General features: G+C 72.3%; 12 protein-coding genes. 8 read left to right on the forward strand and 4 right to left on the reverse strand.

Annotated features, from left to right (window positions below):
* Both RNC47_RS34165 and RNC47_RS34170 read right to left on the reverse strand, forming a co-directional pair.
* A partial coding sequence (locus RNC47_RS34165) for a hypothetical protein (RefSeq protein ID WP_311604537.1) occupies positions 1 to 510 on the reverse strand: 510 nt, incomplete at its 3' end.
* A gap of 8 nt (positions 511 to 518) precedes the next feature.
* Entirely contained in the window at positions 519 to 1202 is a 684-nt protein-coding gene (locus RNC47_RS34170) for a GntR family transcriptional regulator (protein ID WP_311604551.1), read from the reverse strand.
* A 68-nt stretch (positions 1203 to 1270) separates the two neighbouring features.
* On the opposite strand from RNC47_RS34170, the gene RNC47_RS34175 reads away from it, so the two are divergent.
* The 5 genes from RNC47_RS34175 to RNC47_RS34195 all read left to right on the forward strand — a co-directional run bounded on the left by RNC47_RS34175 (position 1271) and on the right by RNC47_RS34195 (position 9075).
* On the forward strand, positions 1271 to 1876 hold the full coding sequence (locus RNC47_RS34175) for a DJ-1/PfpI family protein (protein WP_311604538.1): 606 nt from the start codon (positions 1271 to 1273) through the stop codon (positions 1874 to 1876).
* Complete coding sequence (locus tag RNC47_RS34180; protein WP_311604539.1) at positions 1873 to 2373, forward strand: MarR family winged helix-turn-helix transcriptional regulator; 501 nt, start codon at positions 1873 to 1875, stop codon at positions 2371 to 2373. Before RNC47_RS34175 ends, RNC47_RS34180 begins: the two co-directional genes overlap by 4 nt.
* Positions 2374 to 2594: 221 nt before the next feature.
* Entirely contained in the window at positions 2595 to 4550 is a 1956-nt protein-coding gene (locus RNC47_RS34185) for a serine/threonine-protein kinase (RefSeq protein ID WP_311604540.1), read from the forward strand.
* A gap of 251 nt (positions 4551 to 4801) precedes the next feature.
* The gene (locus RNC47_RS34190; RefSeq protein WP_311604541.1) at positions 4802 to 6775 is read left to right on the forward strand and encodes a serine/threonine-protein kinase; all 1974 of its coding nucleotides are present in this window, start codon (positions 4802 to 4804) and stop codon (positions 6773 to 6775) included.
* A gap of 149 nt (positions 6776 to 6924) precedes the next feature.
* Positions 6925 to 9075 carry a serine/threonine-protein kinase gene (locus tag RNC47_RS34195; protein WP_311604542.1) on the forward strand — a complete coding sequence of 717 codons (2151 nt, stop codon included), beginning with the start codon at positions 6925 to 6927 and terminating at the stop codon, positions 9073 to 9075.
* A 95-nt stretch (positions 9076 to 9170) separates the two neighbouring features.
* On the opposite strand, the gene RNC47_RS34200 is transcribed toward RNC47_RS34195, so the two are convergent.
* On the reverse strand, positions 9171 to 10454 hold the full coding sequence (locus RNC47_RS34200) for an adenylosuccinate synthase (protein WP_311604543.1): 1284 nt from the start codon (positions 10452 to 10454) through the stop codon (positions 9171 to 9173).
* Between the two features lie 131 nt (positions 10455 to 10585).
* Here RNC47_RS34200 and RNC47_RS34205 point away from each other — a divergent pair, with 131 nt between their 5' ends.
* Complete coding sequence (locus RNC47_RS34205; RefSeq protein ID WP_311604544.1) at positions 10586 to 11353, forward strand: diacylglycerol kinase family protein; 768 nt, start codon at positions 10586 to 10588, stop codon at positions 11351 to 11353.
* 32 nt (positions 11354 to 11385) lie between these two features.
* Positions 11386 to 12120: a Clp protease N-terminal domain-containing protein gene (locus tag RNC47_RS34210; protein WP_311604545.1), complete on the forward strand. Its 735-nt coding sequence runs from the start codon at positions 11386 to 11388 to the stop codon at positions 12118 to 12120.
* Here RNC47_RS34210 and RNC47_RS34215 read toward each other — a convergent pair.
* The gene (locus RNC47_RS34215; protein WP_311604547.1) at positions 12077 to 12613 is read right to left on the reverse strand and encodes a GbsR/MarR family transcriptional regulator; all 537 of its coding nucleotides are present in this window, start codon (positions 12611 to 12613) and stop codon (positions 12077 to 12079) included. The genes RNC47_RS34210 and RNC47_RS34215 overlap by 44 nt on opposite strands.
* An 84-nt stretch (positions 12614 to 12697) precedes the next feature.
* Between RNC47_RS34215 and RNC47_RS34220 the strand changes: the two genes are divergently transcribed.
* Positions 12698 to 13544 (forward strand): ABC transporter ATP-binding protein (locus RNC47_RS34220; protein WP_311604549.1); only part of this gene is annotated, 847 nt, incomplete at its 3' end.

Consider the following 13544-nt stretch of genomic DNA (forward strand, 5'->3'; position numbering starts at 1 on the left):
GGTGGGCGGGCTCGGTGGCGGGGGCGGGTTGCGCGGGTCGAGGCCGAGCGCCGGCGCCACCGTCTCGAGTTCCCGCAGCAGGCCGTGGCTCGACCCGAGCGGACCGCCGCCGGCGAGCAGCGTCTCGTTGACCAGGGGGTGCGGGAAGTCGACCGGCACATAGCAGCCGGCGTGGTCGAAGTGCCAGACGAGGTGCGCCTGTTGGGCCGTGGACTCGAACATCTCCAGCAACTGCTGGTAGTCGCCCTCCAGTTGCTCCGCCGGCGTGACCGGCAGGCCGCTGAGCTGGAGCAGGTAGGCGCGCCGCAGCAGGTGCAGCGCGGCGTAGTCGAAGCCGGCGACCGGCGCGACGTCGCCCGACGTGCCGGGCACGTAGCCCTGCACGGGCACCGGCGGCAGTCCGGCGTCGGCCAGCGCCCGGTCGTACTCGGCGAGTTCTTCCGCGAAGGGGTTGTCAGGGCTGTGGCACAGCACATCGACGAGGGGGACCAGCCACAGGTCACAGGCCACGTATGGGCTCACTCTCGGTCCGGGTGACGCGGTACGGCAAGGGTAGTGAGTTCGGCCGCGAGCGTCAGCGCGTGGTCGCGGTAGTCGCCGAGCAGTCGTTCCGTCTCCTCCGCCTCGCCCCGCTCGACGGCGTCGGCCAGGTCGGGGTGGCCGGCCCACAGCCGGCCGGCGAGCACGCGTTGACGTCGCAGGTGGGGGACGGTGAAGGCCCAGCAGCGCACCCGGAGCCGGTCGAGGAACTCGCCGATGTGCGGGTTGCCGAGCAGCGCGTCGAGTTCGCGCCAGAAGCGCAGGTCGTAGGCGATGAGGATGTCGAGGTCGCCGGCGATGGCGGCCTGCCGGGCGGCGGTGGCGCGGCGGCGGATGGAGGTGAACGCCTCGGGCAGCGCGTCCCACCGGTTTAAGGGGGGTCGGCGGCGCAGGATGCCGTCGTTGACCAGGGCCTGCGCCTCGATCATGTGCCGGAAGTCGGCCAACGAGAACTGTTTGATCTTGAAGCCCCGGTGCTGTTCCACCTCCAGCAGCCCCTGGGCGGCGAGGTCGACCAGTGCCTCGCGCACCGGAGTCGCCGAGACCCCGTAGTGCTCGGCGATCTCGCGCACGGTGAACTCACCGTCCGGACCGAGCCGGCCGGCCAGGATCTCCTCCCGCAGGGCGTCGGCGAGTTGCTCCCGCAAGGTGCTGCGTCGAATCACGGCAGCCCAGCCTACCGCTGCGTCAGAAGTTTGACAGCATCCTGTCGAGATGACAGGATGCTGTCATGAACGAAGCACGCGGAACCGTCCACATCGCCGTCTACGACACCCTCGCCGACTGGGAGCCGGGCCATGCCATAGCCGAGCTCTCCCGGCGCGGCTTCACGGTGCGGGCCGTGGGCGCCTCCCTCGCGCCGGTGACCACGGTCGGGGGCCTGCGGATCCTGCCCGACCTGACCCTCGACGAGCTGCGGCCCGCCGACAGCGCGCTGTTGATCCTGCCGGGCGCCGACGGCTGGCTGGCCGGCGACGAGCTGGCGCCGTTCGCGGCCGCCGCGCGCCGCTTCCTGGACGCCGGCGTGCCGGTCGCCGCGATCTGCGGCGCCACGGTCGGCCTGGCCAGGGAGGGCCTGCTCGACGACCGCGACCACACAGGCGCCGCGGCCGAGGTGCTGGCCATCAGCGGCTACGCGGGCGGCGCCCACTACCGGGAGGCCGACGCGGTCACCGACCGGGACGTGATCACCGCGGGCCCCACCGACCAGGTCGCGTTCGGCCGGGAGATCCTCGCCCGGCTCGGCGCCCTCGAACCCACCGTGCTCGACGCCTGGTTCCGGCTCTACGAGCACTCCGACGCCAGCGCCTACCCGATCGTGGCGGCCGCCGGATGAGCAGGGCGAGCGAGCCGCCGACACCGCAGGCGCTGCTCTCCGGCGCCGCGATCACCACGTTCCGGTTGAACGGGCAGTTCCTGACCGTCGCCGACCGGCTCGCCGCGCCGGCCGGGCTCACCGCCGCCTGGTGGCAGGTGCTCGGCGCGGTGCTGACCGAGCCGCTGCCGGTGTCCGGCGTCGCCCGGGTCATGGGCATCACCCGGCAGAGCGTGCAGCGCATCGCCGACCTGCTGGTCGAGCGCGGGCTCGCGGCCTACGAGTCCAACCCGGCGCACCGCAGGGCCAAGCTGCTGGCCGCGACCGACGAGGGCCGGGCCGCGATCGCCCGGATCGGCCCCGGGCACACCGCGTTCGCCGAGCGGCTGACCGAGGCGATCGGCGGGCGCGCCGAGTTCGCCGCCGCGCTCGCCGCCCTGACCAGGCTCTCCGAGGCCCTGGAGACGCTGGCGGACGAGGCGGCGGCGAGCGCCGACGCGCGGCGAACGGGCGGGTGAGCGAGGGCCGTCACCCACCTCGCCCACAGGGACCTCCGCCCCGCACGTCGACCTGGTCCTCCCCGTCGGGTACCGCACCCGTCGGGGAGGCCCGGCCGACTCACCTCTCCCCAGCGCCGTCGCCGCGCCCCCGTGCGCGTGTGACCACCCATGGGCGGAGCGGATGTTCGCCTCTATCCTCGTGGAGCAACCAGAGTCATCTTCGGGGGGATCTGCTCCACATGGATCGGCTGACGGCACAGGATCCTCATCGGATCGGCCAGTACCGGCTGCTCGGCCGGCTCGGCCAGGGCGGCATGGGCCAGGTCTACCTGGCCCGCTCCGAGCGTGGCCGGACCGTGGCCGTCAAGACGATCAAGCGCGAGCTCGCCCAGGAGACCGACTTCCGGCGGCGCTTCGCGCTGGAGATCGCCGCCGCCCAGCGCGTCGGCGGCCAGTGGACGGCGCCCGTGCTCGACTCCGACACCGAGGCCGTCACCCCCTGGGTCGCCACCGGCTACATCGCCGGCCCCTCCCTCCACGAGGTGGTCTCCCGCGACTTCGGCGCGCTGCCCGAGCGCAGCGTCAGCCTGCTGGCCAACGGCCTGGCCCACGCGCTCACCGACATCCACGCCGCCGACCTGGTGCACCGCGACCTCAAGCCGTCCAACGTGCTGCTCACCATCGACGGCCCACGCGTCATCGACTTCGGCATCGCCCGCGCCCTCGACGCCAACCACGGCGGCCTCACCCGCACCGGCGCCACCATCGGCTCCCCCGGCTTCATGTCCCCGGAGCAGGTGCGCGGCCAGCGCGTCACCCCGGCCAGCGACGTCTTCTGCCTCGGCTCGCTGCTCGCCTACGCGGCCACGGGACGGACCCCGTTCGGCGCGCTCGACACCAGCGTGCACCTGCTGCTGTTCCGCGTCGCCGAGGAGGAGCCCGACCTGACGGGCATACCCGAGGGGCTGCGCCACGTGATCTCCGGCTGCCTGCGCCAGGACCCCGAGCAGCGGTTCACCCTGCCGGAGTTGCTCAGCCTCACCACCCCGGACGGCTCCCGCGAGCCCTGGCTGCCCGGGCCGCTGGTCGCCCAGTTGGGCCGGCACGCCGTCGAACTCCTCGACTCGGAGAGCCCCGAGAGCCGCACCGACCACCGCGCCGTCGCCGCCTCCCCGCCCCAGCCCGCCGCGCCGGCCCCGGCCTGGCCGGGCCTGCACCCCTCCGCCCAGCAGCGCCCGGTCCCGCTGCCCTCCCCCTACTCGATGCCCAACACGGCGCACCACCCGCCGCCCACGCCCGCGCCGATCCCCGCTCCCTCCATGCCGTCCATGGGCGGCTTCGGGCCCGCCGGCTACGGCCCGGCGACGTCCACCGGCGCCACGGGCGGCGGCAACAACGCCCGGCGCTGGGCGTTCGCCTCGCTGGGCGCGGCGTTCGTGGTGCTCGCCGTGGTGGTGGGTCTGGTGATACGCGGCTCGGGCGGCGGCTCGACGTCGATCGACGAGGAGTACCTGGGCGCCTGGCAGGGCCGGTACGAGCCGGAGAGCGGCCTCGACAAGCTGCTGCGGTTCGAGATCAGCCAGGGCGAGGAGGGCGATATCGTCGGCACCGCCACCACCATCACCGACGAGGTGCTCTGCTCCTTCCAGGTGCGGCTCGAATCCTTCGACCAGCGCCTGGAGTTCACCGAGCTGCACGACTGGAGCGTGCCCGAGGGCGAGGTGAACGAGTCCTGCCGGGACAACGCCACGCCGCAGACGCTGGAGCTCTCCGCGAACGGCGACGAGCTGACCTGGACCTACAACGACCAGCAGGCCACCCTGCGGCGCGCCGACGCCACCGGTGAGGCGAACGTGCCCGAGGACCTGGTCGGCACCTACCGCTACGAATGGGACAACGACGACGGCAGCGGCACCTCGGAGATCACCGTCACCCAGGGCGCCATCGGCGATGTCGTCATGACGTTCCACCAGACCACCGACACCTACGAGTGCACCTGGGAGAACCGCCTGGTGCAGGTCACCGAGGACGAGGTGATCATGGGCCCCGACACCCTCGTCGGCGACGGCAACAGCGCGGACTGCTGGACGGACGGCGGCTTCCGGATGTGGACCGACGGGCCGGAGGGCGCGCTCAACATCGCCTGGCTCGCCGACCCGGACGGGGACCAGGGCAGATACCCGCGCGCCGACTGACCACGGCCGACCCGCCGTTGTGACCTGCGTCACGCAACTCCCGCGCCCCCGTGACGGCGTCCGGAATCGAACGGGGTACGGTACACGACCGGGTCCGTCGCCGAACCGGTCACATGAGTACAACGTGATAGTCACAGAGGGAACCGGGTGTGGCACCCGCCCGGTCCCCCTTCGCGAGTTCCGGAAGTAAGGCGTGCCAACCGCTCCGGTGTTCCACCGGGGTGCACGGGGGCGAAAGAGGAGTAGGTCACATGAAGCCGCTCGGGCCGACGGATCCGACACGGGTCGGCCAGTACCGACTGCTGGGGAAGCTGGGCGCCGGCGGGATGGGCAGCGTCTATCTGGCGCGCTCCGACCGCGGCCGCACGGTCGCCGTCAAGCTGGTCCAGCCCGAACTGGCCGCCCAGCCCGAGTTCCGGCAGCGCTTCCAGCACGAGGTCGACGCCGCACGCCGCGTCGGCGGCGACTGGACGGCGCCGGTGCTCGACGCCGACACCGAGGCCGCCACGCCCTGGGTCGCCACCGGCTACGTGGCCGGCCCCTCCCTGCACGACGTGGTGACCAACTCCTTCGGCCCGCTCCCGGAGCGCACCCTCTTCATCCTGGCCAACGGCCTGGTGAAGGCGCTGCGCGACATCCACGGCGCCGGCCTGGTACACCGCGACCTCAAGCCGTCCAACGTGATGATCACCATCGACGGCCCCCGCGTCATCGACTTCGGCATCGCCCGCGCCCTGGAGAGCGGCGAAGGCCTCACCCGCACCGGCGCCGCCGTCGGCTCCCCCGGCTTCATGTCCCCCGAACAGTGCCGCGGCGAGACCCTGACCCCCGCCAGCGACATCTTCTGCCTCGGCTCCGTCCTCACCTTCGCCGCCACCGGCCGCACCCCCTTCGGCGACGCCAACTCCTCCATGACCGCGCTGATGCTGGCGATCGTGCAGGGCCAGTACGACCTGGACGGGGTGCCGGACGGCATACGCCGGCTGATCGAGGCGTGCCTGGCGCAGGACCCAACGCAGCGCCCCACCCTCGACCAACTGCACCAGTACACCGACATCCCCGACGACAGCGGCGAACCCTGGCTGCCCGGCGCCCTGGTCGCCCAGCTCGGCCGGCACGCCGTCGAACTCCTCGACTCCGAGGACCCGATGGGCGACACGATGATCGGCCAACCGCCGGTCGGCCAGCCCACCCAGGCCCAACCCCCGTCCTCCGGCTACGGCTACCCGCAGCCGCAGCCGTCCCCGCCGCACGGCTACGGCTACCCGCACCAGGCCACGGGCGGCTTCAACCCCTACGGCCCCGGCACCCACACGGGCGCGCCGCCCGCGCCGGCCAAGCGGAACAACGTGCCGGTGATCGTGGGCGCGGCGGTGGCGGTCCTCGCCGTGGCCATCGGCGTCGCCGTCTTCGCCACCAACGGCGGCGGGGACGACCCAGGCCCCGGCCCCACCGCGACCGGCCACCCGACGACGACCGAGGAACCCACGGAACAGACGCCGACCGAGGAACCCACGGAGCAGCCGGCGGGCGGCACCGTGCCCCAGGACTTCGTCGGCGCCTGGGAGGGCGAGTTCCTCGACGGCGACAACAGCATCTTCGTCCGGATGGAGATATCCGAGGGCTCCCAGGGCGACATCGTCGCCACCCAGTGGAGCGTGCTGCCCCAGCTCCTGTGCGTCGAGGAGGCCTCGCTCAGCTCGGTGAACGGCGGGACGATATCCCTCGCCCCCGAGGGTGTCACCAGCACCACCCCCGCGGACCAGGGCTGCAACCCGTTCGCGGACCAGACGGCCACGCTGCAGAGTGACGGCACCCTGCGGTGGGAGCTCTCCGACGGCGGCCGGCTGATCATGTCGGAGGCCGCGACGGCCCCCGGCTCCGACGGCATGCCCTACGCCATCTTCAGCGGCGTCTACAGCGACGACGACTTCTCCGCCGAGTTCGGCAGCATCGTCGAGCCGGGCGAGGTCGCGCTGACCATGAGCGAGCCGGACGGCGACTGTGTCTGGGAGTCCCAGCTGGTCAGCGGCGGCACGGACGGGGGCACCATGCTGGTCGGGCCCGGCGCCGTCACCGCGGGCGACTGCGACCCGCTCCCCTCCTACCGGCTGGACTTCGAGGCGACCGACGCCAGCGGCTCCTTCACCGGGGACAACGCCCCCAGCATCGACTTCACGCCGTACGGCGACGAGGAGCCCGAGTTCACGCTCGACAGGGAGTGAGCTCGACGGCCGCTCGGTCAAGAAATGGCATCAACCACAACCATGAGGGCATCGCGGGAACCGATTACGGTTCGGCCTCTGTCCTCCCCAGTGTCTACGGGCCCCCGTATTCTCATGAGGCCTTACGGAGCGAAGAGGAGTAGTTCAGCATGAAGCCGCTCGGGCCGACAGATCCTCAACGGGTAGGCCAGTACCGACTGCTGGGGAAGCTGGGCGCCGGCGGGATGGGCAGCGTCTATCTCGCACGCTCCGACCGCGGCCGCACGGTCGCCGTCAAGCTGGTGCAGCCGGAGCTGGCCGCGCAGCCGGAGTTCCGGCAGCGCTTCCAGCACGAGGTGGAGGCCGCCCGTCGGGTCGGCGGCGAGTGGACGGCGCCGGTGCTCGACGCCGACACGCTCGCCGAGACCCCGTGGGTCGCCACCGGCTATGTCGCCGGTCCCTCCCTGCACGACGTGGTCGCCAACTCCTACGGGCCGCTCCCGGAGCGCACCCTCTTCATCCTGGCCAACGGCCTGGTGAAGGCGCTGCGCGACATCCACGGCGCCGGCCTGGTACACCGCGACCTCAAGCCGTCCAACGTGATGATCACCATCGACGGCCCCCGCGTCATCGACTTCGGCATCGCCCGCGCCCTGGAGAGCGGCGAAGGCCTCACCCGCACCGGCGCCGCCGTCGGCTCCCCCGGCTTCATGTCCCCGGAACAGTGCCGCGGCGAGACCCTGACCCCCGCCAGCGACATCTTCTGCCTCGGCTCCGTCCTCACCTTCGCCGCCACCGGCCGCACCCCCTTCGGCGACGCGAACAGCGCGATGACGGCGCTGATGCTCGCCATCGTGCAGGGGCAGCACGACCTGTCCGCCGTGCCGGAGGGCATACGTCCGCTGATCGAGAGCTGCCTGGCGCAGAACCCGACGGAGCGGCCGACGCTGGACCAGCTGCACCAGTTCACGGACCTCCCGGCCGACGGGGAGGAGCCGTGGCTGCCGGGCGCCCTGGTCGCCAGGCTGGGCCGGCACGCCGTCGAGCTCCTCGACTCCGAGGACCCGATGCAGGCCCCGCCGCTGCCGTCCAACCAGCCGCCGCCGGCGATGCCGCCGGGGCCGCCGGTCACCCCGCTGCCGCCGGGTGCCCAGCCGACACCGACCACCTTCGCCCCGGGGACCCCGCCGCCGAGCCCGGTGCCGCCGTCCAACACGGGCGTGAACGCGATGGCGACCATGACGTCGGCCGTGCCGCCGCCCGGCTACCCGCAGCCGCAGCCGCCGGGCACCCCGGCGTACGGCTACCCGCAGCAGGGCGGCACGCCCGCCTACGGCTATCCGCAGCACCACGACATGGGCGGCAGCCCGTACGGCCCGGGCGGCTACCCGGGCGGGCCCGGGGGCCCGGGGGGCCCGGCCAAGCGGAACAACACGGTCTGGATCGTGGTCGCGGCCATCGTCGCCGTGGCGATCGTCGCCGGCGCCTCGATCTTCGCGTTCAGCGGCGGCGACAGCGAAGACGAGGCCGACGGCGACAACGACCGTACGACGTCGCAGGGCCCGACGGGCGAAGACGGCCAGAACGAGGAGCAGCCCAGCCGCGAGGGTACCGACGACGGCGACAGCACCGCGCCCGACCCCAACGCGGTCGTCCCGCCCGGCTACGCGGGCGCCTGGGTGGGCGAGGTCACCGGCGGCAACGGCGACCCGTTCATGCTGCGCGTCGAGATCTCGGAGGGCTCGGCCGGCCAGCAGGTGGCCACCGAGTACAGCCTGCTCGACTCGGTGATGTGCGTGGAGGGCGCCACCCTGGTCTCCTCCAACGGCGGCATGGTGGTCAACGGCTCGGGCGTCACGACCACCTTCCCCTCCGGCTCCACCTGCAACCCGTTCGGCGAGCAGACGCTGACGATGCAGGGCACCACGATGCGCTGGGAGAGCGGCAACTGGTCGGCCGAGCTGAACCCGTCGACGCAGGACCCCGGCTCGGACGGCATGTCGTACGCCGTCTACAGCAGCACCTACAGCAACTCCGAGCTGCTGATCGACCCGGAGACCACCGCGTCGCCCGGCGAGACGGCGTTCCTGATCAGCGCCCGCGACGGCAGCTGCACCTGGTCGTCGCCGATGATGAACGGCGGCCTGCAGGAGTCCACCATCTACGTCGGTCCTGGCGACGTGACCTCGGGCGACTGTGACCCGCTGCCCTCCTACCGGATCAGCTGGACGGCCTCGGGTAGCTCCGACGCCGCGCAGATCTCGTTCTTCCGTCTCGGCTCGAACGAGGCCGAGTTCACGGCCCAGAACGACGACCTCTGAGCCGAACCGGCCGGTGCGCGAGGGCCGGGCGGTGCTCCGATCGATCGGAGCACCGCCCGGCCCTTCGCGTTGGTCGCGGGGTTCCCGCCGGCGCGTTACAGGAACGAGTTGATCTGGATGGTCTCGTCCCGCCCGGGGCCGACGCCGATGGCCGAGATCGGGGCGCCCGACATGTCCTCCAGCGCCTTCACATAGGCGCGGGCGTTGGCCGGCAGCTCCTCGAAGGAGCGGGCCTTGCCGATGTCCTCGCTCCAGCCCGGCAGGTACTCGTAGATCGGCTTCGCGTGGTGGAAGTCCGTCTGGCTGTAAGGGAGTTCCTCGACGCGGCGGCCGTCGATCTCGTAGGCGACGCAGACCGGGATCCGCTCCCAGCCGGTGAGCACGTCCAGCTTGGTGAGGAAGAAGTCGGTGAGCCCGTTGACCCGGGTGGCGTAGCGGGCGATCACCGCGTCGAACCAGCCGCAGCGCCGGTCGCGGCCGGTGGTGACGCCGAACTCGCCGCCGATGCGGCGCAGCGCGTCGCCGTCCTCGTCGAGCAGCTCGGTGGGGAAGGGACCGGCGCCGACCCGGGTGGTGTAGGCCTTGAGGATGCCGATGACCCGGCTGATCCGCGTCGGGCCGACCCCGGTGCCGGTGCAGGCGCCACCGGCGGTGGGGTTGGAGGAGGTGACGAACGGATAGGTGCCGTGGTCGACGTCGAGGAGGGTGCCCTGGCCGCCCTCGAAGAGCACCACCTTGCCCTCGTCGATGGCCTGGTTGAGGACCAGCACGGTGTCGCACACGAAGGGGCGCAGCGCGTCGGCGTAGCCCAGGAGCTCGTCGACGACCTGGCCTGTGGCGATGGCGCGGCGGTTGTAGAGCTTGGCGAGCACCTGGTTCTTCTGGTCCAGGGCCGCCTCCACCTTCTGGCGCAGGATCGATTCGTCGAAGAGGTCCTGGACCCGGATGCCCTGCCGGTTGATCTTGTCCGCGTAGGTGGGGCCGATGCCGCGCCCGGTGGTGCCGATCTTGCGCTTGCCCAGGAAGCGTTCCGAGACCTTGTCGAGGGTGGTGTGGTACGGCGTGATCAAATGGGCGTTGCCGCTGAGCAGCAGGCGGGAGGTGTCGACGCCGCGCTCGGCGAGGCCGCCCAGCTCCTCGAGCAGCACCCCGGGGTCGACCACGACCCCGTTGCCGATGACCGGAACGCAGCCGGGCGAGAGGATCCCGGATGGCAGCAGATGAAGGGCGTACTTCTGGTCGTCCACCACGACCGTGTGACCGGCGTTGTTGCCGCCCTGGTAGCGGACGACGTAGTCCACCGAGCCGCCGAGCAGATCGGTGGCCTTGCCTTTGCCTTCGTCACCCCACTGAGCACCAAGCAGCACAAGTGCGGGCACAGGCGTACACCCCTTCCGAGCGGGGCATCTACGCAAAGGCTGCCCCGGATCGACGAAACCCCTGGCGCAATCGCGACAGGGGCTCTTGCACAGAGAGCTTACGGGAGACGCAGCCGGGAGGCGACAGTCAGGTGCTCATCGTCATCGACCCGACGGCCCGCCAGACGGATGGGGAATCGGTTCGGATCGCCAGGGACGTGCTGTGCGCGGGTGCGAGCGGGGCCAAGGTGTGCGTGCTCGACCGGACACAGGGGATGACCCACGCCCTGCGGGGGCGCGGCGATCGGCGGGTGGTGATCGTCGGTGACGACCGGGCGCTGCTGCGGGCGGTGGGGGTGTTGCACAGTCGGGGCGAGCTGGCGGCGAGTCCCCTGGGGATCGTGCCGGTGGGCCCCGGGCCCTCGGTGGCGGTGGCGCGGGCGCTCGGGGTGCCGACGGACGCGGTGGCGGCGTCCCGCGCCGTGCTGACGGGCGCCGACCGGCGGCTCGACGTGCTGACGGACGACGCGGGCGGCGTGGTCTTAGGCGCCCTCGGCATCCCGGCGCCCAGGCCGCGGGGATCGGCGGCGGCGTTGTGGTGGCGCGCGAAGCACCCGGTGCGGCAGCGACTGCGGGTGGAGGCCGACGGCCGGCTGCTGGCCGACGTGGACCGGCCGGTGTCCGGGGTCTCGGTGCGGGCGGCGAACGGCCTGGCCGAGGTGGTGGTGCGGCACTGCCCCGACGGCTCCGACACCAGCGCCCGGGCCACCTCGGTGACGGTGTCGGGCCCCGCGGGGGCGGCGTTCAGCTACCGGGCGAACGCGGTGGACCTCGGCCCGACCCGGGTGCGCACGTGGACGGTGCGCCCCGGGGCGCTGCGGCTGACGGTCCCGCGCCCCAGAAGCGCAACCCTGGGTTGACAGTAGCGAGGGCGTCAACCTACGGTTGACGCATGAGTGAACCCACCTCCGTGACCCCGCCCGTGACCCCGCGCATCAGCCTCGACGAGCTGATCGAGGCCATCAAGAAGGTCCACCCCGAGCCCCTCGACCAGCTCTCCGACGCCGTGATCGCGGCCGACCACCTCGGCGAGGTGGCCGACCACCTCATCGGCCACTTCGTCGACCAGGCCAGGCGCTCCGGCGCCTCCTGGACCGACATCGGCCGCAGCATGGGCGTCACCCGGCAGGCGGCGCAGAAGCGGTTCGTCCCCAAGGACCCGGCCGACCCGAGCCAGAGCTTCGAGCGCTACACGCCCCGGGCCAGGCAGGTCGTGGTGGGCGCGCAGCAGGTGGCGCGGGAGGCCGGCAGCACCGAGATCACCACCGGACACCTGCTGCTCGCCCTGGCGAGCGACCAGGACAGCCTGGCCGCCAGGGCCATCACGCGCGCCGGCGTGACGCTGGAGGCGGTCCGCGACGCCGCCACCGCGGCCCTGCCGCCGGCCGCCGACGAGGCGCCCGACCTGATCCCGTTCGACGCGGGCGGCCGCAAGACGCTCGAGCTGACCTTCCGCGAGGCGCTGCGCCTCGGCCACAACTACATCGGCACCGAGCACCTGCTGCTCGCGCTCCTCGAACACGAGGACGGCTCGGGCCCGCTGTCCGACCTCGGCATCACCAAGGCCGGCGCGGAGGCCGACATCACGGCCGCTCTGGAGCGCCTGACCGGCGGTCGGCAGAAGTAGCGTGGGCGGCGCGCAGTTCGTGCCAGCGGTCGAGCATCCCCTTCAGCTGGCTGTCGAGGAACTCGATGAAGTCGGTCATCTCCGCCAGCCGGTCGGCCGCCGCGGTGCCGGGACCGACCACGTCGAGGCCGGCCCGCATGGTGTCGATCCAGCGCCGCAGGATCGCGTCGCGGTTGATCATGGCCTCGTACCAGGAGGCGTGGCGCACCCGATAACGCTCACGCCGGGAGCCCGGCTCGCGCTCCCGGCTGAGCAGGTGCACCTGGTCCAGGTAACGCACCGCGCCGGAGACCGCGGCCGGCGAGATCCGCAGCCGGTCGCTCAGCTCGGCGGAGCTGAGCGTGGCCTCCTGGGAGGCCATCAGGCAGGCGAACACCCGGGAGGGCATACGCGGCATCCCCGCCTGGATGAGATCGGCGGCGAACCGCTCCACGAAGGCGGCCACGGCGTCCGTGTACTCGCCGTGCCGCTCCGTCGTACCGTCCTCGATCACCCGGCCATCCTCGCATTCCGCCGCCCCGGCCCTTGACGGCTCCTTAACTTCACAGATTTCTGAAGATACCGTAGATTCAAAACCATGAAATCGGCAACCAACGCCATCACCGTCTCCGGGCTGGTGAAGACCTTCGGGCACACCCGCGCCCTCGACGGCCTCGACCTGGACGTGGCCAGCGGCGAGGTCCACGGCTTCCTCGGCCCGAACGGCGCGGGCAAGTCCACCACCATCCGCGTGCTGCTCGGCCTGCTGCGCCCGGACTCGGGTGCGGTCCAACTGCTCGGCGGCGACCCCTGGCACGACGCCGTCGAGCTGCACCGCAGGCTCGCCTACGTGCCGGGGGACGTCGAGCTGTGGCCGAACCTCACCGGCGGCGAGGCCATCGGCCTGCTCGGCCGGCTGCGCGGCGGCCTCGACGAGGCGCGCAGGGCCGAACTGATCGAGCGCTTCGACCTCGACCCCACCAAGAAGGGCAGGACCTACTCCAAGGGCAACCGGCAGAAGGTCGCCATCGTCGCCGCGCTCGCCTCCCGGGCCGACCTGCTGCTCCTCGACGAGCCCACCGCCGGCCTCGACCCCCTGATGGAGGTCGTCTTCCAGGACGCCATCACCGAGGCCAAGGCCGCGGGCAAGACCGTGCTGCTCTCCAGCCACATCCTCGCCCAGGTCGAGAAGCTGTGCGACCGCGTCAGCATCATCCGGCTCGGCCGCATCGTGCAGTCCGGCTCGCTCAGCGACATGCGCCACCTCACCCGCACCACCATCGAGGCCGAGACCAGCGAACCGGTCACCGGCCTCGACGAGTTGCCGGGCGTCCACGACCTCCACGTCGAGAACGGCAAGGTCCACCTCAGCGTGGACGGCACCCACCTCGACACCACGATCAACCGCCTCGCCCGCTTCGGCGTGCGCAGCCTCGTCGCCGTAG

It is taken from the genome of Streptomyces millisiae (genome assembly GCF_031845425.1).
GTDB lineage: Bacteria > Actinomycetota > Actinomycetes > Streptomycetales > Streptomycetaceae > Streptomyces > Streptomyces millisiae.